Origin of the sequence: Flavobacterium profundi (assembly GCF_006491645.1) — a bacterium.
GTDB lineage: Bacteria > Bacteroidota > Bacteroidia > Flavobacteriales > Flavobacteriaceae > Flavobacterium > Flavobacterium profundi.
This window is the reverse complement of sequence record NZ_VDCZ01000008.1, coordinates 33,810-57,566: the sequence shown is the minus strand read 5'-3', so window position 1 is coordinate 57,566 and position 23,757 is coordinate 33,810. Positions and strand designations below refer to the sequence as shown.

General features: G+C 31.0%; 19 protein-coding genes and 2 tRNA genes. 15 read left to right on the top strand and 6 right to left on the bottom strand.

What is annotated here, in order from left to right; all coding sequences use genetic code 11:
• The first annotated feature begins 1 nt into the window (after position 1).
• Genes FHG05_RS11205 through FHG05_RS11190 form a run of 4 tightly spaced genes read left to right on the top strand, consistent with a single transcriptional unit; the run spans position 2 to position 6,680 of the window.
• Complete coding sequence (locus FHG05_RS11205) at positions 2 to 193, top strand: hypothetical protein (protein ID WP_140998117.1); 192 nt, start codon at positions 2 to 4, stop codon at positions 191 to 193.
• 1 nt (position 194) lies between these two features.
• A complete protein-coding gene (locus FHG05_RS11200) occupies positions 195 to 419 on the top strand; it encodes a hypothetical protein (RefSeq protein WP_140998116.1) in 225 nt (74 codons plus the stop codon).
• A 26-nt stretch (positions 420 to 445) separates the two neighbouring features.
• Positions 446 to 4,003 carry a helicase-related protein gene (locus tag FHG05_RS11195; protein ID WP_140998115.1) on the top strand — a complete coding sequence of 1,186 codons (3,558 nt, stop codon included), beginning with the start codon at positions 446 to 448 and terminating at the stop codon, positions 4,001 to 4,003.
• A gap of 22 nt (positions 4,004 to 4,025) precedes the next feature.
• Positions 4,026 to 6,680, top strand: coding sequence for a P-loop NTPase family protein (locus FHG05_RS11190; RefSeq protein ID WP_140998114.1), 2,655 nt, complete (start codon positions 4,026 to 4,028; stop codon positions 6,678 to 6,680).
• 41 nt (positions 6,681 to 6,721) lie between these two features.
• Here FHG05_RS11190 and FHG05_RS18640 read toward each other — a convergent pair whose 3' ends face one another.
• Positions 6,722 to 6,856, bottom strand: a complete 135-nt coding sequence (locus tag FHG05_RS18640; RefSeq protein ID WP_262710450.1) for a hypothetical protein — start codon at positions 6,854 to 6,856, stop codon at positions 6,722 to 6,724.
• A gap of 51 nt (positions 6,857 to 6,907) precedes the next feature.
• On the opposite strand from FHG05_RS18640, the gene FHG05_RS11185 reads away from it, so the two are divergent.
• On the top strand, positions 6,908 to 7,186 hold the full coding sequence (locus FHG05_RS11185) for a hypothetical protein (RefSeq protein WP_140998113.1): 279 nt from the start codon (positions 6,908 to 6,910) through the stop codon (positions 7,184 to 7,186).
• A gap of 87 nt (positions 7,187 to 7,273) precedes the next feature.
• Here FHG05_RS11185 and FHG05_RS11180 read toward each other — a convergent pair.
• Together FHG05_RS11180 and mce are read right to left on the bottom strand one after the other, a co-directional pair.
• A tRNA-Ile gene (locus FHG05_RS11180) sits at positions 7,274 to 7,347 on the bottom strand.
• Positions 7,348 to 7,453: 106 nt separating this feature from the next.
• Positions 7,454 to 7,855 (bottom strand): methylmalonyl-CoA epimerase, encoded by a 402-nt coding sequence (gene mce, locus FHG05_RS11175; RefSeq protein ID WP_140998112.1) that lies wholly within the window; start codon positions 7,853 to 7,855, stop codon positions 7,454 to 7,456.
• A 156-nt stretch (positions 7,856 to 8,011) separates the two neighbouring features.
• Between mce and rbfA the strand changes: the two genes are divergently transcribed.
• The gene (gene rbfA, locus FHG05_RS11170; protein WP_140998111.1) at positions 8,012 to 8,404 is read left to right on the top strand and encodes a 30S ribosome-binding factor RbfA; all 393 of its coding nucleotides are present in this window, start codon (positions 8,012 to 8,014) and stop codon (positions 8,402 to 8,404) included.
• 2 nt (positions 8,405 to 8,406) lie between these two features.
• Positions 8,407 to 9,606 carry an ABC transporter permease gene (locus FHG05_RS11165; protein ID WP_140998110.1) on the top strand — a complete coding sequence of 400 codons (1,200 nt, stop codon included), beginning with the start codon at positions 8,407 to 8,409 and terminating at the stop codon, positions 9,604 to 9,606.
• A gap of 30 nt (positions 9,607 to 9,636) precedes the next feature.
• Here FHG05_RS11165 and FHG05_RS11160 read toward each other — a convergent pair.
• Positions 9,637 to 9,716, bottom strand: a tRNA-Leu gene (locus FHG05_RS11160).
• A gap of 175 nt (positions 9,717 to 9,891) precedes the next feature.
• On the opposite strand from FHG05_RS11160, the gene FHG05_RS11155 reads away from it, so the two are divergent.
• The 4 genes from FHG05_RS11155 to FHG05_RS11140 all read left to right on the top strand — a co-directional run bounded on the left by FHG05_RS11155 (position 9,892) and on the right by FHG05_RS11140 (position 12,861).
• The gene (locus FHG05_RS11155; protein ID WP_140998109.1) at positions 9,892 to 10,833 is read left to right on the top strand and encodes a ribose-phosphate pyrophosphokinase; all 942 of its coding nucleotides are present in this window, start codon (positions 9,892 to 9,894) and stop codon (positions 10,831 to 10,833) included.
• A 48-nt stretch (positions 10,834 to 10,881) separates the two neighbouring features.
• Entirely contained in the window at positions 10,882 to 11,487 is a 606-nt protein-coding gene (locus FHG05_RS11150) for a 50S ribosomal protein L25/general stress protein Ctc (RefSeq protein ID WP_140998108.1), read from the top strand.
• 175 nt (positions 11,488 to 11,662) lie between these two features.
• A complete protein-coding gene (pth, locus tag FHG05_RS11145) occupies positions 11,663 to 12,280 on the top strand; it encodes an aminoacyl-tRNA hydrolase (protein ID WP_140998107.1) in 618 nt (205 codons plus the stop codon).
• 41 nt (positions 12,281 to 12,321) lie between these two features.
• Positions 12,322 to 12,861 (top strand): hypothetical protein, encoded by a 540-nt coding sequence (locus tag FHG05_RS11140; RefSeq protein WP_140998106.1) that lies wholly within the window; start codon positions 12,322 to 12,324, stop codon positions 12,859 to 12,861.
• A 53-nt stretch (positions 12,862 to 12,914) separates the two neighbouring features.
• Here the strand turns inward: FHG05_RS11140 and FHG05_RS11135 are convergent, their stop codons facing one another.
• On the bottom strand, positions 12,915 to 16,160 hold the full coding sequence (locus tag FHG05_RS11135; RefSeq protein WP_140998105.1) for a reprolysin-like metallopeptidase: 3,246 nt from the start codon (positions 16,158 to 16,160) through the stop codon (positions 12,915 to 12,917).
• 132 nt (positions 16,161 to 16,292) lie between these two features.
• Complete coding sequence (locus FHG05_RS11130; RefSeq protein WP_140998104.1) at positions 16,293 to 19,529, bottom strand: zinc-dependent metalloprotease; 3,237 nt, start codon at positions 19,527 to 19,529, stop codon at positions 16,293 to 16,295.
• Positions 19,530 to 19,834: 305 nt separating this feature from the next.
• On the opposite strand from FHG05_RS11130, the gene FHG05_RS11125 reads away from it, so the two are divergent.
• From FHG05_RS11125 to bioB, 4 genes are all read left to right on the top strand, one after another.
• A complete protein-coding gene (locus FHG05_RS11125) occupies positions 19,835 to 20,767 on the top strand; it encodes a bifunctional riboflavin kinase/FAD synthetase (RefSeq protein WP_140998103.1) in 933 nt (310 codons plus the stop codon).
• Positions 20,764 to 22,062 (top strand): HTTM domain-containing protein, encoded by a 1,299-nt coding sequence (locus FHG05_RS11120; RefSeq protein ID WP_140998102.1) that lies wholly within the window; start codon positions 20,764 to 20,766, stop codon positions 22,060 to 22,062. The genes FHG05_RS11125 and FHG05_RS11120 overlap by 4 nt, the downstream gene beginning before the upstream one ends.
• A gap of 75 nt (positions 22,063 to 22,137) precedes the next feature.
• Positions 22,138 to 22,581, top strand: coding sequence for a hypothetical protein (locus FHG05_RS11115; protein WP_140998101.1), 444 nt, complete (start codon positions 22,138 to 22,140; stop codon positions 22,579 to 22,581).
• A 64-nt stretch (positions 22,582 to 22,645) separates the two neighbouring features.
• The gene (gene bioB, locus FHG05_RS11110; protein WP_140998100.1) at positions 22,646 to 23,731 is read left to right on the top strand and encodes a biotin synthase BioB; all 1,086 of its coding nucleotides are present in this window, start codon (positions 22,646 to 22,648) and stop codon (positions 23,729 to 23,731) included.
• The last annotated feature ends 26 nt before the right edge of the window (positions 23,732 to 23,757 follow it).

Below are 23,757 nucleotides of genomic sequence, written 5' to 3'. Positions count from 1 at the left end.
GATGCAAGAAAAAATCAGAAAAGCAATTGAAAATGAACTTGGTTTAATAACTAAGGAAAACGCTCCAAAAATCTATGATTTTATTCAATCAGAGAATGGATATAAAGAAATTGAAGATAAAATAATTGTTATGATGGTCCAAGAACAATTTACTATCTCAGAATGTTTTATTCATATTGAAGAAAGTTTATAATATGGATTTTGTAGAAATAACCTCGAACAATAGGTTTTTTGAATTACATCCTGAAAAAATTGCAGGTGTAGAGTATGAATCTTCGTCTATTTTTTTTCCTAAGATGATTAAAGGAACAAAAGAAGATGTTTTGAGAGTTACAGGAATGATTAACGATAAATCCAAAAGAATAGCAATTGCAAAAGCAAAAGCAAAAGCTATAAAAATGAGAATTAAATTACTATAAAAGCAACCATTTAACCACATCGCAAAATGAAAATTTACAAAGGTGAACTTAAAGCTTCTACAAAAGCACTTATCGATCAGAATAAAAGGTTTTTTGAAAAAATTTTAAAACCAATTGGTTTAGGGAAAGTATCACAACCTATTTATACCTTAGATGAAACAATAGAGAAACATAATCCTGGCATTTCAAAAGATGAAATAAATGCATGGATTTGGTATAGAAATAAAAAGGGAATCCCAATGAAAAACTGGGGTGATTTTTACCAAGAACCTACTAAAAGTCAAATTATTGATTTTGTCAAAAGAGGTATATTATTCGTCGATAATTCTAATAATAAAGCAGAGCTTGTTCCCTACCCTGTTTTCGTTTTTGGAAATTTATATGAAAAAATAGCTAAGACAAAAAAAATTGAAGAAGAGATAGTTTCAAATTATGGAATCTCTACTTACAATAATCATTTGGAAGTATTAGAAAAGCTAAAACCTAAAGTCCTTTCAATTACAAACCCCGTTGTAAGTGAAAGACCTGTTTTTTTGGCAATTGGTGAGACTGCAAAGTCTTTCGTTGTTAATTCTATTAAAGATATTGTACTTAGAGAACCTGAAACACTACAAGAAGCTTTTAAGGATTGGTTAAGAGCTTTACCTGATGATATGTTTAATAATACTCGTTCTCTCGAGATAATAAACTACTATCTTAACAATGAATCTAAACCAAGAAGAATAGATGAGATTGAATGGAAGTCCATTAAAAAAATTACTCGAGATGAGGGTGAAAGGTTATTTAAGATTTTCTTACATACTGGATTGGAGTATAGAGACCAAGTAAGATTAGATGCAGAATACAATTCCAAATTTAATGCGATTGCGCCTTTACAATATCATAAAATACCAGTAGCTTTTCAGGTTTCTAAACTTTTTAATGGATTACCACTTTCCATTCGTGATGCTCAAAGAGAGGGCATTGCTTTCTTAGAATTAGTTGGTTCAGGAATTGTCGCTTATGATGTTGGAGTAGGAAAAACAATTACAGCAATTATCGAAATGGCAAATGCATTAAACACAGGTAAATGCAAAAGACCTATTGTTGCAGTTCCAAATCCTACTTACAAAAATTGGATTGCTGAAATTATTGGAATTGACGGTAAAGAGGGTATTTTAACAGGTACAGGCATTACTATTAATGAATGGTACAATTTAGGCTCTGATTATTCTCATATTGATTTAGAAAAGAAAGTTCCTGAAAGGTCAATTACATTAGTTACCTATGAGGGTTTACAAAAGATTGGTTTTAGTAAAGAAACTTCTGATGAACATTTTCAAGAACTTGCTAACATCTTATCGCAAAACGATGATAAATCTGAAAGAGATGCTGAAAAAGAAAATGAAAAATTAAGAGAAATCATTGGAGTTGGTAATAAAGAAACTATTGCAGATATTGAAACACTAGGTTTTGATTATATAGTTGTTGATGAAGCACATAATTTCAAAAATGTTTTTTCAGAAGTAAAAGCAGATAAGCAATCCGGTAAACAATTTCATATTAGAGGTGGGCAACCCTCAAATAGAGGAATTAAACTATTCTTTTTATGTAATTACATTCAAAGAACTTATGGAAGAAATGTAATGCTACTTACCGCTACACCATTTACAAATAGTCCATTAGAAATTTACTCAATGTTATCTTTTGTTGCTTATGACTATATGAAATCATGGGGTATCTACAACATTAGAACCTTTTTTGAACAATATATTTCAGAAACCACAGAAGATGCAGTAGGTGTTGATGGTGAAATTCAACAAAAAAATGTTGTCAAGTCATTTAACAATAGGATATCGCTTCAAAAATTAATTAATTCACATATTAATTTTAAAACTGGAGAAGAAGCAAACATTCCAAGACCATGCAAAATTAATTTACCTAAAACTTCAATTATTACAGACGATGGATTGGTAAAGAAACTCACAAAGGATAAGCAGCTGCTTACTTATCTTAAAATGAATCCTATTCAGGAAGCTAATCAACGAAGAATTAATTCAGAAGCTTCAGAAGGAGCTTCACAAGATGATCCAGGCAAACTATTACGTTTAATGTCTCAATCATTAAATAATGCTTTGTCACCATTTTTATATAGTGGCACTCCAAAAGATTATTTAGATTTTATTGAAAACAGTCCTAAGATAAAATATACTTTGGAATGTATCAAAACAGTAAAACAATGGCATGAAAAAAGAAACGAGCCAGTTTCAGGTCAAGTTATTTATATCGATAGAGGAAAGCAATTTTTTCCATATATAAAAGAATATCTCGAGAAAGAATTAGGTTATAAAAAAGGCGTTTCTTTAAAGTCAAATCCGAAACAAAAGGTTGATGAAGTAGAATTTATCACTTCGGGTATTACCCAAGCCAATAAAGAAAAAATTAAAGCAGCATTTAACGAGGGAGTTTGTAAAATAATTATTGGAACTTCAACAATTAAAGAGGGGTTAAACCTACAAAAAAAATCTACTGTTCTGTATAATCTTTATCCAAATTGGAATCCAACTGATTTAAGGCAATTAGAGGGTAGAGTTTGGAGACAAAAAAATGAATTTGGATACGTACGTATAGTTATGCCTTTAATGGAAAATTCTATGGATGTCTTTGTTTTCCAAAAATTAGAAGAAAAGACCTCACGAATTAATGATTTATGGTCCAAATCTGATAGAGGAAATGTGTTAGACGAGGAATCCTTAGACCCTAATGAAGTTAAGTTTGCATTGGTTACAGATTTGGGCGTTTTACTACGTTATCAATTGAAACAAATTGATGCAGATTTGAGAAGAAAAGTAATAGTGCTGAATAATAATTTTAAAGATTTAGAAAATTATACTTCTTTAAAACAAAACTTAGAAAGTTTCCGTACTCATTTTCATAAATCAATTTTAGAGAAAAAAGCATCTTTTAAAAGTCTTATTCTTTTTGATGATTTAAGTTTTAATGAAATTGGAAACTATGAGTTAGAGAGTTTTACAAAGGAAAAACAAAACATAATTGAGAAGTATCAAAGCCTTTATGATAGCATTAATAATATTACTCAAAATTATGATGATAAAGAACTAATTACCGTTAATATGCAATACAGTAGAATAGTTCATAAACTCACTAATTATCAATTAGAGAAGTATAAAGAAACGCTTTCTCAGTATCTAAAAATCAAACGAACAATATTTGAATTAAGAGGTTATTCTGAAAATACAGATTTAGAAATTATAAAAGATGAAATTCAAAAAGAATTGCTTTTAACAGCTACTGAACTTGAAAATATTAATACAGTAGAATTTCAAGAAAAATTAATGGATAAAATTATTGAGGATAAAAAGAAATACTCAATTAAGGGCGGTGAGCTTTCCGATAGAGTAAAAGATTTTTCTTCGTTAAATTATCTTATGAGTTATAAATTTAGTGATATCGATCACACAAGTTGTAGCATTCCTGGTATTGAAAATAAGTCACAAAGTATACCAATTGATAAAGATAGAAGATTAAGACTAGCAAAGGCAAAAGCCAAAGCTTTGAAAATTAAATTAAAATTAATAGCATAGTATAACCATTTAACCAAAAAATATGATAACAATTTCAAATTACCGAAGCCAAAAAGGGTCAATTAATTGGAAAGAATTACCTAAAGAAATTACTAATCTAAAAGAAGATATTGACGAAATTGTTGAATTTTACAACGATGATGATGATATAAAAGAGACTGTAGATTTATTTTTTAAAAAAATAAATGCATTGTTGCCTACCTCAAAAAAAGAAAAAGAAATATTTGTAATCTATAAAGACGGCAATTATTTAACGAAAAAGACCATTGATAGCGGTTATTCATTTACCGACAATCAAAATTTTGCTTATACATTCTCGAATGATGAAAAACAAAATGCAGAAAAAATAGCTGAAAAATATGATGGTTTAGTCCTAACTATTGCTGAAGCAAATAAAATGACGAAACTTTATGATGATGTAAGAAAAAAAGTAGCTAAAAAGTCAAAGTATACTCCATTATTTAAAAAAGGAGATTATGTAGAAATTGTTTCGGGTTCCGAAAAAGGTGCTTTTGGAACAATTATAAAAGTTATTAAAGAACATAGTTCGGCAAATTATGAAATTTTAAATACTGATGATGATGAAATTGAGATAAACGAAAAACACTTAAAATTAGCCGAAAAAATTACAATTGGCAAGGCATTAGATAATACAAAATATTTAAAAAATGTTATGCCTTTAAATCAACAAAAGGTATTAAAAGGTTATGAAGATTCAGAAGAAAAAGATTTTTTTATTAATCTAATTTCTGAATTAGAAAACGACTTCAAATCCGCACTTAAAAGACAGAACAAGCCACTTCATGATAGTATAGTAATGGCGCATTATTTTCATGGACAAAGTCATTGGTTTATTTTGGACTATGAACCAAAAGAAGATAGCTTTTTCGGATATGTAATTCTTAATGGTGATATTGAAATGTCTGAAGCAGGGTATATTTCAATTGAAGAACTTCAAAATATTAAGTCTTTAGAATTGGATTTTTATTTTACTAAAAAGACGCTTGGTAAAATTTTAAAAGAAAGATATCCTGACGTTAATTTTTTTAATGAAGAAATTTCAAAAGACAACAAAATCAAAGAAAATAATAGTTCAAAAACAACTTCTAAAAAGAAAATTACCAAAACAGTAGAGCAAAAAGAAGTTGATAACTACTCTTTTGAATTTCTATTAATCAAAAGGTTTTTCAACATGATTAATCAAGACGAAATTTATCATCCATTTAGAAAAATTCAACTTCTTTACAATGCATTCAACAAAGCTGCAATTGAAAGAAAAGTTAGAAAAACTTCTGAAGATGCCGATTTGTTTAATAAAGTACTTAAAAAAATCACTACTATTTATAAAGATTATGCCGAACCAAAACAACAAGATGTAAAAATTAATTTTACTGATAAAACTCTTTTCAGTGAAATAGAAGAATATGCATCTGGAAGAAAGGTATCTCCAATAATTAATTTAATGAAACGGTTTGTTTCTTTTCAAGGTACAATGCCTGATGTAAAAAAAGCACAAACGCTATTAAATAGTATAAAAAAGAATAGAACTCACCTTTCAAAAGAAAATCGATTTTATGATGTTTCTGAAAAGGCAATTTCTGCACTTAATGAATACATTAAAAAGCCAACTGAAAAAGTTGATGTTTTTCAATTTGGTTTAAGTTCGCCCCGATCATTATGCACAAATAGAATTAAGTGTTCAGGGATTGATAAAAATGGAAAACTTCATAAAGGTTATAAATTTCAAGAGAAAACAGGTAATGTTATCAAGGTAAAAAAAAAAGGCTTAAATAGTTCAATTGATATCGATGAAATTGAAAATTCTCCAGTAGAAACAATAATTATTCCAAATCAAAATATTGCACAAACATTTAATCCAATAATTCCAACACCTATAATTCCTGTTATTGAGAATAATCCTGTTCAGGTAAGAAATAGTGAAATATCAATTGAGAATAAAGAAGTGCAGATACCTGAACCAAGAATAACACCAACAGTAGAAAGAAAACAAGTTAGAGATAGACCAACAAACCCTTATGTTAAATCTATGGCAGATTGCGGTAGTAATGGAAATGCTAATTATTTTGACTTCTATGGACCATTAGGAGAGTTTTTAGGAGATTTAGAAGTAAAGCCTAGTGAAAGTATTGTAATAACCATTGATGCTCCACAAGGCGCAGGAAAAACACGTTTGTTGTTTCAAATTATTAATATGGTGGCATCTGCTGGATATAATCCTTTGTTTTTATCATTAGAAGAGCATCCTGATTCAAGTTTGTTTACTGGAAAAAGAGATGAATACCTAAGTGAAGAAAACAAAGACAAAGTACACACAATGGGTTCATTACCTGAAAATCCATTAAAGCTCTATGAAATTATTGATAATTACGAAATTGTTTTTATTGACAGTTTTGGAAAATTGTATAACGGCATAGACTTAGATAAAGATATAAGAAAGCGTTACAACGGAAAATTATTCTTTGTGATTTATCAGAGAACTCAAGATGGAAAAATGCGTGGTGGTTCAGCTTCTCAGTTTGATGCAGATGCAACCATGAAAGTTGAAAAAGATGCACTAGATTATAAGAATAGTTATGCTTATTTCGACAAACATAGGTATCAATCAATTCCACTTGGTGAATTAAAGTACAATATATTTAGTAAAGAAATTCTATAATACGATTACTAAGTCATCATTAAAAAAGGAATGTAAAATAATTACATTCCTTTTTTGTTGTCTTCATTTGAACCAATGTCTTTTTTAAATTTATCTATGTCCTTTTTGGCTAATTCCTTTATTTTATCATTCTCCTTTTTGTATTTTTCGATGTCTTTTTTTATTCTATCTTTCATAAGAGTATTTTTAATTACTTTAAAAATACGAATTTTGCATAAAAAGAAAAAATGAATGATGATGAATTAAATAAAATTTATCAAATTTTCAAACAGCTAACTCCAAAGCTGGATGAAAACATACAGTTGTACAATCCATTGTACAAAAAAAGAGAACTTCATGTGGTTAAATATGAGAAAGCAAAAAAAATAATTGCAGTATGGCTAGATTTTGATGAGCTTAATCAATGGAAGCTAAAAATATTATTTAAAAGACACAAAGAAGTACAACATCAATTTTTTATTAAAGAGGTTGAAAACTTCTATAGAGTAGGTTGGAAAATTAAATAATTTATCAATTGTCGGCTAATTGTCGGCTAAATTTAAAAACAAAAAAGCCTTAAACCCTTGTTTATAGGGGTTAAGGCTAATTTTACGTGGTCCCACCTGGGCTCGAACCAGGGACCACCTGATTATGAGTCAGGTGCTCTAACCAACTGAGCTATAGGACCAGTTGTTTACGACTTTTATGTTGTTACAACAAACAAAGTCTAAGACTTTATTTTGAGGATGCAATATTACTACTATTTTTTTTTCGTTGCAACATTTTTTATTATTTTATTTTATCTCTTGACAAAGCTCAACCAAAACTCCATTTGTTTCTTTAGGATGTAAAAATGCGACCCACTTATTATCAGCTCCTTTTTTAGGTTTTTCGTTTAACAAAACAAAACCTTCTTGCTTTAATCGTTCCATTTCTTCTAAAATATCTTCCACATCAAAAGCAATATGATGAATTCCTTCGCCTCTTTTTTCAATAAATTTCGCAATAGGACTATTCTCGTTTGTAGCTTCTAACAATTCTATTTTATTTGGACCCACTTGAAAAAAAGAAGTTTTCACACCTTCAGTTACAACCTCTTCTTCTTTATAAGAAGGAACTCCTAACAATTTTTCATAAATTTTGTTTGAAACCTGTAAATCTTTAACTGCAATTCCTATATGTTCAATTTTTTTCATTCTAACAATTTTTCATTTTTCTATTCAACAAAGATATAAGACTTTCTGCAAACATTTAATATTTGCCATCGAATCATCTATGAAAAAATCTGAAAAAGATACGTTTCAAAATAACAAATAAAGCAAAGTTTCTACTTTATTGCTTATTTTTGCAACATGGAAACGAATCGACAAAAAAAAATAGGTGCATTACTCCAAAATGATCTGGTAGATATATTGCAAGGAGAGATAAGAAAAAATGGAATTACCAATTTAGTTATTTCGGTATCTAAAGTAAACGTTACTTCTGATTTATCTATTGCTAAAGTGTTTTTGAGTGTTTTTCCTACTGACAAAGCAGGTGAAATCTTAAATGCAATTAAAACAAACACTCCTTTAATCAAACATGATTTATCTCAAAGAGTAAAAAATCAATTAAGAAAAGTACCTAATCTTATTTTCTATATAGATGATAGCTTGGATTACATTGAAAAAATTGACAATGCTTTAAGCGGGAAAGAGAATCCTGTACTAAATCCAGATCTTTTAGACAAAAGAAAGAAATCGTAAGCTTGAATTTACCATTTTACATAGCCAAAAGATACGCTGTTAGTTTTAGTAAAAATTCAGCAATTAATACTATAACTATAATTTCATCTATAGCTATTGTTGCAAGCGCGATGTCTTTATTTGTATTCTTATCTATATTTAGTGGGTTAAGAGAATTTACCTTAAGTTATAGTAATTCTTCAGACCCTGATTTCAAAATTGAACCCCGTATTGGAAAATCCTTTATTCTAACCAAAGAAGAAGAATCGCAACTAAAAAGCAACAAATCCATTACCTTTTTTAGCAAAATAATAGAGGATAGAGTTCTCTTTCAATATGACAACAAAGAACAAATAGCCACAATTAAAGGCGTTGATAGTGTTTTTAGTAAAGTAACTAAAACTAGTGATTACGTATATATTGGTAATTGGATAAGTCCTAATTCCAATCAAGCAATAATTGGAAGTGAAATTGCTAGAAAACTTTCTTTAGGATTATTTGATTACCAAAACACCTTAGATGCCTATGCCCCAAAACCAGGTAAGGGACTTATTGAAAAAAGTGAAAATGCTTTTAATATTATTGCCTTACAACCAGTAGGCATGTTTAATATAAATGAGGATATTGATGGGAAATATGTTTATTGCGACATTCAATTGGCTCGAAAATTATTTGATTTCAAAAGTAACCAAATCAGCAGCCTTGAGTTTAAAACATCCCTTAACGCATCAGAAGAAACTGTTGTTATAGAATTAAAGAAGATTTTTAAAGACAAGGTAATTATTAAAACAAAAGCACAACTAAATGACTCCTTATATAAGATGTTAAATTCAGAAAATTTATTCATTTATTTATTTAGCACCTTAATTGTCATCTTAACACTTTTCTGTTTAGCTGGTGCTATTGTTATGATAATTATCGATAAAAAGGAAAATATCAATACTCTTTATAATATTGGACTAACCTTTCAAGAGATAAGAAATGTCTTTTTCATACAAGGCATTATCATTACTTTATTTGGACTTTTGTTTGGATTAGTAATAGGAACACTTCTAATTGTAATTCAACAGCAGTTTTCAGTTTTAATGATTACTTCCAGTATAGCCTACCCAGTACAATTTAAATTAACCAACATCCTATTAGTTATTGGAACCATTATACCCTTAGGAGTTATATCATCATGGATAGCTTCAGGAAGAGTAAATAAAGAGATTTTAAAATAAAAAAGCTTCAACAAATGTTGAAGCTTTTAGTACCTTGGGTGGGAATCGAACCCACACTCCGAAGAACACGAGTTTGAGTCGTGCGCGTCTACCAATTCCGCCACCAAGGCAATAAAACAAATCTAAAATTAGATTTTTTTGTTTTCGAGAGTGCAAATGTAATTAATTTTTCAAAAAACTAAACTAAAATACTTGAAAATTTACTTTCAGAGTCCAAATTTATTTCTAAATTTGCACCTCGTTAATACAACACAACACTAAACAACTACTAAACAACAATTTAAGATGTCATACAACGAGCCTGAAGCAAAAATATTTGCATGTTCTCAGAGTGTGTACTTAGCGGAAAAAATAGCAGAAAGCTATGGTGTTCCACTAGGTAAAGTTACGTTCTCAAAATATAGTGACGGAGAATTCCAACCTTCATTTGAAGAGTCAATAAGAGGTCTACGCGTTTTTCTTGTTTGTTCTACTTTTCCTAGTTCAGACAATTTAATGGAATTGCTATTGATGATTGATGCAGCAAAAAGAGCTTCTGCACGTCATATTACTGCAGTAATTCCTTATTTTGGTTGGGCAAGACAAGATAGAAAAGACAAACCAAGAGTTCCAATAGGAGCAAAATTGGTAGCTAAGCTATTAGAAACAGCTGGTGCTACGCGTATCATGACTATGGATTTACATGCCGATCAAATACAAGGTTTTTTTGAAAAACCAGTAGATCATTTGTTCGCATCAACCATCTTTTTACCCTATGTAAAAAGTTTGAATTTGGAAAACTTAACTATAGCTTCACCGGATATGGGTGGTTCTAAAAGAGCCTATGCATACTCTAAGTTTTTAGAATCGGATGTAGTAGTTTGTTACAAGCAACGCAAAAAAGCTAATGTAATAGACACGATGGAACTAATTGGTGATGTTACAGGAAGAAATGTTATTCTTGTAGACGATATGATTGATACTGGAGGAACATTAGCTAAAGCAGCTGACGTAATGATGGAAAGAGGCGCATTAAGTGTTAGAGCTATTTGTACTCATGCCATTTTATCAGGTAGCGCATATGAAAAAATAGAGAATTCTAAATTACTAGAATTAATTGTAACCGATTCTATTCCTTTACAGAAAGAATCAAAAAAAATAAGAGTGGTCTCTTGTGCCAATTTATTTGCAGAAGTTATGCATATGGTACAAAACAACAACTCTATAAGTGGTAAATTCTTAATGTAATTTACCTTATAATTTATTGAATTTTAATTAATTATATATATTTTAACAATGAAATCAATTACGATTAAAGGATCAGAAAGAGAAAACGTAGGCAAAAAAGCAACTAAAGCCGTACGTGATGCTGGAATGGTTCCTTGCGTTATCTACGGAGGAAATCAACCAGTGCATTTTACAGCAGATGAAAGAGCATTCAAAGAATTGGTGTACACTCCAAACGCACACACTGTTGTAGTTGAATTAGAAGGTAAAAAAATGGATGTTATCTTACAAGACATTCAATTCCACCCAGTTTCTGACAAAATTTTACACATTGACTTCTTCCAATTAAACGATGACAAAGAAATCGTTATGGAAGTTCCTGTGAAAGTAGTAGGAAAATCTCCTGGTGTTATGGCTGGAGGTGTATTACGTTTAAACCAACGTCGTTTGAAAGTAAAAGCATTACCAAAAAATTTACCTGACTTCGTTGAAGCTGACATCACTCCACTTGAAATGGGTAATAAATTATATGTTACAAAAATTAAAACAGATAATTTTAAATTAATGCACCCAGACAATACAGTTGTTTGTCAAGTAAGAATTTCTCGTGCTGCGATGAAAGCTGCTCAAGAAGCTGCAAAAGCTGCAAAAGCTGGAGACAAAAAGAAAAAATAATTTTAAATTATTTATATTTTCAAAAGCATCAGTTTTACTGGTGCTTTTTTATTTTAATATGGTATTAGAATGGTAAAGTCAGACACAATTCTTTGTATACTGGTTAAAAGAAATTATTTTTGTTGTACGAACATATGGAAATAAAAAGGGCATTTTAAAACAAATAAATTACAACATGAAATGGCTAAAAAGAATTTTCAAAACAAATGATACGAATATAGATTCTATGAAAAAGTTTTTAATAGTAGGTTTAGGAAATATTGGGTTGGAATATGTTAACACACGTCATAACATTGGTTTTAAAGTGTTAGATTATATGGCTAACCAAGAAAGCTGTGGTTTTCAAACCGTAAAATTAGGTGATGTTGCTGAAGTAAAAATAAAAGGCCGCTCATTGTTTTTATTAAAACCAAATACCTACATGAATTTGAGTGGAAAAGCGGTTAAATATTGGATGGAAAAAGAAAACATTCCTAAAGAAAATATTTTGGTAATTACTGATGATTTAAATTTACCATTTGGAACAATTCGTATCAAGAGTAAAGGAAGTGATGGCGGACATAATGGACTAAAAAACATACAATTGCTTTTAAACACAACTGAATATCCAAGATTTCGTTTTGGTATAAGTGATACTTTTAAGAAAGGACAACAAGTAAATTATGTTCTTGGAGAATGGAGCGAAGAAGAAAAAGAAAAATTAAAAGAAAGATTGGAAGTAGCTACAGAAATTATTAAATCCTTTGCTTTAGCAGGTTTAAACAATACAATGAATACCTTTAATGGTAAATAATTTATTTTTAATTATCTTTATATGAGATAATTAAAAATATAATGAAAGCAATTATAAGTATTATTTTTTGTGTGTTATTTATGTTTTGTTGTCCAATTAAAAACAACGAAATACATCCTGATATAAACAAAAACGGCATTGTTGCTAAACAAAACTTTAAAAATTGCCCCTCAGAAGGAAATTGTACAGTTTCAATACTTAAAAATAAAAAAATAATTATTCAAAGGGATGAAATAAATGGTATTTCTTATACACTTGAAGATGATAATATCTTTTCTTTAATTAAATATACGTATAACAAGCAAGAAATTAATGATGCTGTAGACGGTAATTATACTGAAGAAATACTAATCCCTTTTGAACATGCAAAAGACAATTTAGAATTAAAAAATACTGAACTTAAGGAAAAGCATATCCTTTTTGGTAAACATTGTTTCTGTAAAGGAGAAGCAGGGTACTATCTCATTGAAAAAGGCAAATTATCCTTAAGTATCAAAGAAGGTGTTTATCTATTACAATTTGATTTTGAAATTAGCAATACTACACACAAAATCACTTCAATAAACGTAACTTTTCAATAAAAAAGCCCTATGCTTTAACAAAGGGCTTTTTAGTATTCAAAGAATAAAAAACCTTATTCAATAATCATTCTTTTAACAGTTCTAGCTGTTCCATCAGAAATAGCAACTAAATAAACACCTGATTGTATTTTATTTAGAGTAATGTCTTGATTAAAATTACCTGTATTAGAAAAGGATTTTTGATACACTTGCCTTCCACTCATATCATAAACATCTATTGCTATATCATTAGATGATCTAGATAGTAATATAACGGTAAAGTTTCCATTATTAGGATTAGGATATAAAGCAAAGTTTTCAAAATCAAAACTTTCCGAAGCTAGGGGTTGAACGGTACATACGTTTAAGCTCCAACTGTTCAAGCTACCTCCGTCTTGATTAAAAGCATCTGAAATAGTCAAGGTCCAAGTACCTGTTGAACTTTGACCGTTAAATGCAGATAAAGATTCTCTTGGTATTACCGTTCCAGATATTCCTGGATTATTTCCACAAACAATAGCAACACCAGAATCATCAAAAGTGGCAACTACATTATTAACACTTGCATTAGGGTTACATTCTCTAGAAAACAATTGAACGACAGTTCCTGAAGGGCTGGTTAAAGTAGCTGTTAAATCATTTATCCAAGTATGAGTAACATTCATCGTTATATTTACATCTGCTATAGTTCCCCCTGATGGAATATTTAAAGTAGATGTAATCGTAGGTGTACCTGACGACGAAATGGCTACTGGTACATTAGATGAAGAAGTTGAAGCACAAGAAATAGTACCTGTAGTAAAACGGAAAGGACTTCCAAAAACACCTGTACAAGTAGCGTTTTTAGGTAATACTCTCCAAAAGTAACTTGTGCCTTGAGATAAACCACTAACACTATAAGAGTTTGTAGTCGCATTCCCAGAACTTACAATAGTTGTAAATATATTATCTGTTGCTACCTGAACATCATAAGAAGTTGCATTAGGATTAATATCCCAATTTAAGGCTAACGATGTATTTTGACCGTTCGCATTATTAACAGGACTTGTTAGTAGAACTGGGTTGATACCTAGTGACAAATAAAAGGGAACTGTTTTAGTTATTGCACCTGAAGTAGCACTCACAATAATTTGATAATCCCCTCCAGCAACTGCATCTAAATTGCCTAGAGTAAGTGTAACAACTCCGGTAGCATTCATTGTATTAGGAGTAAATGTAACGGTTGAACCTGCTGGATTACCTGAAATACTAAATGTAGTGTTTGAATTAAAACCACCATATGTAGTGTAATTAATATCGAAATTTACAGTCGCTCCGGAACAATTATAAATATTCTGTGTTCCGGCTACACCTGAAAAAGCAACTGAAAAAGAAGAAGGTGCTGTGGTAATGGTAAAATTAGTATTAGAAATATCATAAAAAATATGATTATATCCTCTAACCATTATTCTATTTTGACTTCCAGGATTATTTGGAACTGTAATGATTTCTGAACCATCATTAGGCACCTTACTTGCTAAAAGAATTGGGTAGGTAATTCCCCCATCTGTAGAAAGTAATATATCAACATAAGAAGCATTGATACCATTTGCATCAGTGCCTGCAACATCCCAAGTTACATTTTGATTTGTTCCTACAGCCCAAGAAACTGCTGTATTTGGTATATTTACTAAAAAAGGACCAACTGATGCTGTTGTTACAACCATTTCATCAATCCCTGTTTGACCTCCATTTGGAGCCCTATTATCCCTAACTGTTAGCGCAAAATTCATTGTTCTTGCTACATTTGGCACAACTTCCCATGTGGGTGCTAAATTGTTATTTACTACATCTTGTATTCTTGGCATATATCTTTCAGGAGAAGTTACAGGCAATCTAGATCTAAAATTCGGTCCAGATGTAGCAGTTTGCTGAGGAGGCTGAACTGATATTTGTGTATTGGTTTGTTCCCAACAATAGGTTAATGCATCTCCATTTGCATCTGTTGCACTACCTTTCAATATAAATGCTGTTCCTCTTGGAATGACGTAATCTGGTCCTGCATTTACAACTGGTGCAAAATTACCATTAGCTGTAGTATTTGCACAACTAGTTCCTAACAAAGTTCTTGTATTGGCTTCTGCTATGCTTATAAAACTAAAATGTGCATCGGAATTTGATTGAACATTTTGAGGAGAACAAATACCTGCATATGCCATTATTGTGGTTCCGCTTCCTGGTTCTACAGCTGTAGCATTATTTCTGTTACCACCACCGCAACTTCCGCTACTTCCATTAAAAGTATGGTTACAACCAAATTGATGCCCAATCTCATGAGCTACATAATCAATATCAAAAGGATCTCCTACAGGTGAACTAGTTCCAGTAACACCTCTTGCTTTTTGAGTATTATTACAAACTACTCCTAGCCCAGCTACTCCACCTCCGTTAGTACTTACTACATGTCCAATATCATAATTAGCTGTTCCAATAACGCTAGTAACATTACTTTGATTCTCTCCTAACATAGCTCCTCCACTATTATTCGTGTAAGGATCGGTAGTTCCATCAGTATAAATTATCAAATTGTTATTTGCTACCAAGGTTAACCTAGCAGCAAAATCCCTTTCATATATACTGTTAACTCTATTCACTGTAACCACTATTGCCGCTTGAGCTCCTGCAACTGTACCTCCATGAAAGGCAGCATATTCACCTGTACAAGCCATTGCTAATCTATACACTCTAAAATTTCCATCACTAGCTCTATTTAATTCATCATTCATTTCAGATTTAAAAATATCATGATTCATTTCATCAAACCCACATTCGAAACCATTTGTTCTAAGTAAATTGGATCTGTTATAAACAATATAGTTTTTTAAATCAGAAGTATATGTATCAATGTAAGTTGTTCCAGAACTACCAGACAAAATCATAGCATGCAATCCAAATTCAGTTATACTAAATCTCATTGTTGCCGTAGGATCATCAATACCTTTTCCTAAATAGGTTTTAATATCAGGGAATTTAATTGCTAAACCATCTTCCATAACTGGTGATTCATAAATGCGAAATTGGTTTAATACCCCGTTTGAAACTGGAAACGTAAGGATTACATTCGACGTTTGTCTTGACAAATCATTTGGCGCAGCTGATAATTTTTCTTTTAAATCAGAGAGGTTTAATTTATACAGTTGAAAGGCTGTAGGCATAGAATTTCTAGTCACTTTTAAATATGTACTCACCTCGCTTTCAGTTGTTTTTTCCCAAATATTTTTTTGAGAGTAACCGCTACAAAATAGTAGAAGCATAAAAAAATGGAATAATGTTTTTTTCATTGTTTAATTTATTTGGTTTCATACAAATATAACAATTAAAAACAAACACAACTCCATTAATCTATTAATCAGATAATTACAAAAAAAAAGAGCATTGATTAATGCTCCTTTAAATGTAAAATGATATTTCTATTATTCTATTATAATTTTTTTCATGATTTTTTGTGAACCATCAGTTACACTCACCATGTAAACACCAGCTTGAACATCATTTAATTCAATATTTTGATTGAAGTTACCAGTATTTGAGAACGATTTCATGTATACTTGTCTTCCACTAATATCAAATATGTTAATATCAATATTGTTTGAAGATTCAGAAATAAATTTAACTGTAAAACTTCCATTATTTGGATTAGGATACAAAGAGAAATCTTTTAATTCAAATTCTTCAGTTCCTAAAGGCTGAACAGTACAAATATTTAAACTCCAACTATTTAATGAACCTCCGTCTACATTAAAACCATCATTTATTCTTAATGTCCATGTTCCTGTTGAGTTTTGACCGTTAAAAGCTGATAAAGGTGATGAAGGCATTCTAGTTCCTGTAAGAGTAGGTGCAGTTGTGTTACAAGTTACAGCTATTCCAGCATCATCAAAAGTAGCATTAATATCGTCTCTTGATGTACATACATTTGCAAACAAAATAACTTGAGTTCCTGATGGACTTATTAAAGTTGCCGTTAAATCACTCACATAAGTATGTGTAACATTCATTGTAATATTTACATCAGAAATATTACCACCTGAAGGTATATTTAAAGTTGAATTGATAGTAGGTGCTCCAGAAGAAGAAATAGCTAATGGAACATTTGTTGAAGAAACGGTTCCACATGAAACAGTTCCTGTTGTAAATTTATAAGTTGTACTAAATGTACCTGTACACGTAGCGTTTTTAGGCAATACTCTCCAATAATAAGCAGTTCCTTGTGCTAAACCAGAAGCAGAGTATGAACTTGAAGTAACATTACCCGAACTAACAATATTAGAAAAACCAGCATCCGTGGCTACTTGAACATCGTAAGATGTTGCACTAGGGCTAGGATTCCAGCTTAATGTTAAACTTGTATTTACTCCATTTGCATTATCTGCAGGATTAGTTAGAACTACAGGACTTACACCAATTGAAAGGTAAAAAGGAACAGTTTTAGTGGTTCCTCCAGATGTAGCATTTACTAAAATTTGATAATCGCCACCAGCAACACTTGTCAAGTTTCCTAGAGTTAAAGTTACGGTTCCATTTGTATTTGTTGGATTAGGATTAAAACTCACCGTCGCACCAGCAGGAGCTCCAGTAGCAGCAAAACTTGTTGTCCCACTAAAACCTCCTAAAGCTGCATAATCAATAGTGAATACAGCCGTTGAAGGGTTACAAGAAGATATATTTTGAACTCCAGAAAACGCTACAGAGAAAGTTGAAGGTGGTGCAGTAATACTGAAATTTGTATTTGAAATATCATAAAACACATGATTATTCCCTTTCACCATAACTCTCTTATTACTTCCTACATTATTAGGTACTGTTACAATTTCAGAACCGTCGTTAGGTACTTTACTAGCTAATAAAATTGGGTAAGTAAGACCCCCATCATTTGACAAATAAATATCAACAAAAGAAGCATTAATATTGTTTCCTGTTGTTCCAGCAACATCCCAAGTAACGGTTTGGTTAGAACCAGCAACCCATGATACCGCTGTGTTAGGTGCTGTAACTAGAAATGGTCCTGCAGTAGCATTTACAGTTATTACAGTGTCGTCAAAACCAGTTTGCCCTTGACCCGCAACATTATCTCTAGCTGTTAATCTAAAGTTTAATGTTCTTGCAACTGAACTTAAGGCTTCAGCTGTTACATCTAATCCAGCCGTTGTTGTACTATTCGCAATAGTAGAATTCAGTATTGGAAAATGTCTTACAGGTATAGATGTATCAGGATAACAAACCCAGTTAGGCCCATTTGTCTTAGTTGCAGATGCAGCACTAGCTGCACCAGTATTTCCAGTAGCGTTATCATATTCTTCCCAAGTATATGTTAAACCAGATGCACCTCCTGCGTCAGTTGCTGAACCAGTCAAAACAAAAGGAGTACTTTTTGGAATAGTATAATCAAGGCCAGCATTTACAACTGGTGCCGAATGTGTTATTGCTACTGAAGTAGGACATGTTTTACCAACCATATTGGCTTGAACTTGAGCAATACTTGCTGCATGAAAAACATCTATAGAATGTAAATGAGTATCATATGAGGTAATTCCTGCATACCCCATAATGGTTACACCTGAACCTACCTCAACATTTACTCCAGAACCTTCGTTTCCGTGTGTAAAAGTATGGTTTGCTCCAAATTGATGTCCAATTTCGTGAGCCACAAAATCAATATCAAAATTATCTCCAACAGGAACTGTACTAGTAGTATAACCGCTTCCTTTTTGATTATTTACGCACACACAACCTATGCATCCTGCATTACCATTATTACCTACGTTACCCATTAAATGTCCAATATCATAATTAGCTTCTCCGACAACTGATGTTAAGGTTGATTGTAATTCTGAGTTGTAGTTTGCATCTGTTGCTCCATAAGGATCTGGACCACTTCCATCGTAAATAATAGTTAAATTATTTACTAAGTTCATATGTATAGCAAAGTCGGTTTCAAAAACACCATTAACACGAGTTAAAGTAACATTGATAGCTGCGAGAGCTAATGGCTTAGTACCTCCATGATAAGTAGTATATTCAGGAGTAACAGACATAGCTAATCGAAAGTTCAATAGTTGCCCTGAACTTGATCTTGAAACAGAATTTGCCCTATTCGTTAAATCAGTAACTAATACCTCATCTACTGTAGAACATGTAAAAGGAACTTTTCCTTTAATTCTTGAGGACTGATATATTGCATGCGTTTTACCATCTACTGAATACGTTTCTATAAATTCAGTTGCTCCTCCTACTCTAGAAATCATTGCATTTAATCCTCTTGGATCTATACTCATTCTTAAACGAGAGTGAGGATTATCTATTCCATTACCCGCATAAGATCGAATATTAGGAAATTGTGCTTGAAGTTCAGGTTCAAAATTAGATGCTTCATATACTTGAAAACGTTCTAATTCTCCTTCAGAGTTAGGTAGAGTAATAATAACACCTTTTGGATTTCTTGAAAATCTATCCGATGCACTAGCCAATGTTTCTTTCATTGAAACTAAATCTAAATCCATTAACGCATAAGTCTCTGGAAAAGATTCTCTTTGGACATATTTATTTTTTTGAACATTTTTATGGGAAACTTTCTCCCAAAACGCTCTTTTTTGTGAATAAGAAGCACTCACTAAAAAGAGGCAAAAAAGCATAAGTAAAAATTTTTTCATAATATTTTATAAAATTTGTTTTGTTTGAAACAAATATAATAATTATTCAAGATTATTTAACCTTTTTAGTTTCAAAAATCACATTATAACTAATGTTTTTATGATTAATACACATTATGTCTACTCTCAATTTTACCTATACCCAATATTAAAAAACAATCTTTTATAAAATAAGTCTCAGTTTAAAAACGTAATAGGTTTATGAGATGAACTATAAACGAATATAAGACATTACGTTTTATTAAAAACTAATCTTTTTTTTTAACTGAACTTAAAATACTTATTTTTGCTAGAAATATTTAGCCTTGAACATTTTTAATTCTATTTCTTCATTTACTAGTACTACAAAAACTATTGTTACCATAGGCACTTTTGACGGAGTACATATAGGTCATAAAAAAGTACTTAACAAACTACACAATTTAGCCCTTGAAAAACAAGCTGAGAGTGTTTTACTTACTTTTTTTCCACATCCAAGGATGGTATTACAACAAGATTTAGACATAAAACTTCTTAATACTATTGAAGAAAAGAAAAAACGAATTGCTTCCTATAATATTGATCACTTAATTATCCATCCTTTTGATTTAGAATTTTCTCGACTTACTGCCGAAGAATTTGTTAAAAATGTGTTAGTCGACCAATTAAACATTTGCGCTATAATCATAGGATATGATCATCGCTTTGGCAGAAACAGAACAGCAACCATTGAAGATTTAATTAATTTTGGTACCAAATATAATTTTGATGTAGAACAAATAACCGCAAAGGAGATAGACGAAATTGCCATTAGTTCGACTAAAATTAGAAATGCTTTACTAGAAGGAGACATCGCAACAGCCAATACTTTTTTAGGATACAACTATACGATACATGGAGAAGTTGTAGAAGGAAAAAAGCTGGGTAGAACCATTCATTTTCCAACAGCTAATTTACAAGTTGATGAAAGTTATAAATTAGTACCTAAAAATGGCGTTTATATGGTTACAGTTGAAGTTAATAATAGAATGTTTTATGGAATGATGAATATTGGCACCAATCCAACAGTATCGGATAGTGAGCAAAGTATTGAAGTCCATCTGTTTGATTTTAATGAATCAATATATCATCAGAATATTACTGTAGGCTTTTTGGAACATATTAGAGAAGAAAAAAAATATGATTCTTTATCCGATTTAAAAGACCAACTAGAAAAAGATAAACTATATTGCTTGTCTAGACTAAAAAACTATTCATGAAAGCATCTTTTTTCAAAACTGTTGACATCGCTCCATTAGTTGTTTTTAGAATTTTCTTTGGATTCTTAATAGCTTGCGAAAGTTTTGGTGCAATTGCAACGGGTTGGGTAAAAAATGTACTTATTACACCTCAATTTACTTTCAGCTTTATTGGTTTTGAATGGCTACAACCTCTACCGGGCAATGGAATGTATTATTACTTCTTAGCCATGGGGATTTTGGGCCTTTTAATTATGTTTGGCCTTCGCTATAGAATAGCAATTTTTAGTTTTTCCATCTTGTGGACAGGTGTTTATTTGATGCAAAAATCATCGTATAATAATCATTATTACTTGCTTATGCTGATAAGCTATATCATGATTTTTTTACCCGCAAACAGATATCATTCATTAGACATAAAATGGGGTTTTATTAAAGAAAAAAAAGTTGTTCCCTATTGGATCAATTGTATTTTTATCATTCAAATTGCAATAGTTTATTTTTACGCTTCTGTAGCAAAAATTTATCCCGATTGGCTTGACGGAACTTTTACCAAAAATCTTTTACAAGGAACAACTAGTAATCCTTTTTTTCTGGAAATCTTTGCAAACAAATGGTTTTATTTATTTATTGCTTATGCAGGAATTTTATATGATTTATTCATTATTCCATTACTCTTATATAAAAAAACAAGAACTCTAGCTTTAATAGCTTCTTTGTGTTTTCATCTCTTTAATGCGATTGTTTTACAAATTGGCATTTTTCCTTTTTTTGCCTTAAGTTTTGCTTTATTTTTCTATGAGCCTGATACAATTAGAAAGCTTTTTTTTAGAAAAAAAGAACCTGTTTTAACACAATCAAACAATTACAACCAAAAATACAATTGGTATTACCTATTTATTCCATATCTTATCATTCAATCGTTATTACCGTTACGACATTACTTTATTAAAGGAGATGTTTTATGGACAGAAGAAGGACACCGTTTAAGCTGGAGAATGATGTTGCGAGAAAGAAGTGGTCATATTTCTTTTGAAGTTATTGAAAACTCTACCCAGCAACGTATGCTATATGATTACACTAAAAATCTATCTTATAAACAAGCCAGACAACTACCCGTTAAACCCGATTTTATTTGGCAATATTGTCAAAAAATAAAACAAGAATACAAAGGAAAGGATATATCAATTTACATCAGGTGCGAAAATTCAATCAATAGAAAACCGTACCAACTTTTAATTGACCCGAACTATGATATGGCGAAAGCCAAATGGAATTATTTCTTTCATAACGAATGGCTTTTAGACTACAATTAACTATTTTTTATAATTTGATAATCAAAGGATTATGATTTTTTCGTACCTTTATAGATAACAAAAAATCAACATATTATGAAAAACTCAATTGAAATTAAAAATGGCCTTCTCATTTTTTTAGGGATTGGCTTATTTTTTCTTACTATGGACATGGTAGGTTTAGCAGATAAAAATTACCTACGAATTTTGAACGCATTTATTGTGTTATATGGAATAAACAGAACCATACAATACAATTTTCATCACGGTAAATCAGATTATTTGGAGAATTTAATTTCTGGTTTTAAAACAGGTATTATAGGTGTGTTTCTTGGAATTGTAGGTTTAATTATTTTCGTCTATCTAAAAGGTGGAGAATCGTATTTAAGTAAACTATCTGACACTTTTTTCTTTGTTGGGAAAACCAATATTATTAAATATGTTAGTGTTTTATTATTTGAAGGTATTGCCTCAAGTTTAATTGGTTCATTTGCATTAATGCAGTATTGGAAAGATGTGGTTGTAAATTCTAAATATTAATTGCAGTAATAATTTTTTTTGGTTCAAAACTAATTCGCTACTTTTGAAAACTAAAAGAATTTTAATGAATACGATTAGATATAATTGGACTAAAGAAGAAATTATTCAACTTTATAATAAACCTTTAATGGATTTATTATTTGAAGCAGCAAGTGTACATAGACAATTCCATAATCCAAATGTAGTACAAGTTTCCACACTACTTTCGATAAAAACTGGCGGGTGTCCTGAAGATTGTGGCTATTGTCCACAAGCAGCACGTTATCATACCAATATTGAAGGTAATGATTTAATGACAGTGTCTCAGGTAAAAGCGCAAGCTTTAAGAGCAAAAGCTTCAGGTTCATCACGAGTTTGTATGGGAGCTGCGTGGAGAAACGTAAAAGATGGTCCTGAGTTTGATCAAGTTTTAGAAATGGTAAGAACTATTAACAAACTTGATATGGAAGTTTGTTGTACTTTAGGAATGATTACCGAAAATCAAGCAAAACGTTTAGCAGAAGCTGGGCTATATGCCTACAATCATAATTTAGATTCTTCCGAAGAATATTATAAAGAAGTAATTTCAACTAGAGGTTATGAAGACCGTTTAGAAACTATTGAAAATGTAAGAAAAACAAACGTAACCGTTTGTAGTGGAGGAATTATTGGTATGGGAGAACAAATTGAAGACAGAGCTGGAATGTTAGTTGCTTTAGCTTCATTAAATCCCCAACCGGAGTCCGTTCCAATTAATGCTTTAGTTGCAGTTGAAGGTACACCATTGGAAAATGAAAAACCAGTTGAAATTTGGGATATGATTCGAATGGTTGCAACTACACGTATTGTAATGCCAGAAACTCAAGTAAGGCTTTCTGCTGGAAGAACTCAAATGAGTAGAGAAGGCCAAGCCATGTGTTTCTTTGCAGGTGCAAACTCTATTTTTGCAGGAGATAAATTGCTTACTACTCCTAACCCTGATGTAAATGAAGACATGAAAATGTTTGAATTATTAGGATTAGAACCTCAAAAACCTTTTATTAAAAAAATGCAACCCGAAACTGTTGAAGCTGAAAATTCACAATATCAACCACTTGGAGAAAAACCAAAATGGACTAGACCTGGACATGTGATTGAAAGAAATTTAGAAGCTTCACAAAAAGGAAAATAAAGTTTTCTTAATTTTTTAAAATTTTG

Excerpts from the sequence above, each read along its gene's own strand:
- FHG05_RS11205 (WP_140998117.1), top strand. The coding sequence starts at position 2 with ATGCAAGAAAAAATCAGAAAAGCAATTGAAAATGAACTTGGTTTAATA.
- FHG05_RS11130 (WP_140998104.1), bottom strand. The coding sequence starts at position 19,529 with ATGAAAAAATTTTTACTTATGCTTTTTTGCCTCTTTTTAGTGAGTGCT.
- FHG05_RS11190 (WP_140998114.1), top strand. The coding sequence starts at position 4,026 with ATGATAACAATTTCAAATTACCGAAGCCAAAAAGGGTCAATTAATTGG.
- FHG05_RS11200 (WP_140998116.1), top strand. The coding sequence starts at position 195 with ATGGATTTTGTAGAAATAACCTCGAACAATAGGTTTTTTGAATTACAT.
- pth (WP_140998107.1), top strand. The coding sequence starts at position 11,663 with ATGAAATGGCTAAAAAGAATTTTCAAAACAAATGATACGAATATAGAT.
- mce (WP_140998112.1), bottom strand. The coding sequence starts at position 7,855 with ATGAAAAAAATTGAACATATAGGAATTGCAGTTAAAGATTTACAGGTT.
- rbfA (WP_140998111.1), top strand. The coding sequence starts at position 8,012 with ATGGAAACGAATCGACAAAAAAAAATAGGTGCATTACTCCAAAATGAT.
- FHG05_RS11155 (WP_140998109.1), top strand. The coding sequence starts at position 9,892 with ATGTCATACAACGAGCCTGAAGCAAAAATATTTGCATGTTCTCAGAGT.
- FHG05_RS18640 (WP_262710450.1), bottom strand. The coding sequence starts at position 6,856 with ATGAAAGATAGAATAAAAAAAGACATCGAAAAATACAAAAAGGAGAAT.
- FHG05_RS11195 (WP_140998115.1), top strand. The coding sequence starts at position 446 with ATGAAAATTTACAAAGGTGAACTTAAAGCTTCTACAAAAGCACTTATC.
- FHG05_RS11150 (WP_140998108.1), top strand. The coding sequence starts at position 10,882 with ATGAAATCAATTACGATTAAAGGATCAGAAAGAGAAAACGTAGGCAAA.
- FHG05_RS11140 (WP_140998106.1), top strand. The coding sequence starts at position 12,322 with ATGAAAGCAATTATAAGTATTATTTTTTGTGTGTTATTTATGTTTTGT.
- FHG05_RS11120 (WP_140998102.1), top strand. The coding sequence starts at position 20,764 with ATGAAAGCATCTTTTTTCAAAACTGTTGACATCGCTCCATTAGTTGTT.
- FHG05_RS11185 (WP_140998113.1), top strand. The coding sequence starts at position 6,908 with ATGAATGATGATGAATTAAATAAAATTTATCAAATTTTCAAACAGCTA.
- FHG05_RS11115 (WP_140998101.1), top strand. The coding sequence starts at position 22,138 with ATGAAAAACTCAATTGAAATTAAAAATGGCCTTCTCATTTTTTTAGGG.
- bioB (WP_140998100.1), top strand. The coding sequence starts at position 22,646 with ATGAATACGATTAGATATAATTGGACTAAAGAAGAAATTATTCAACTT.
- FHG05_RS11135 (WP_140998105.1), bottom strand. The coding sequence starts at position 16,160 with ATGAAAAAAACATTATTCCATTTTTTTATGCTTCTACTATTTTGTAGC.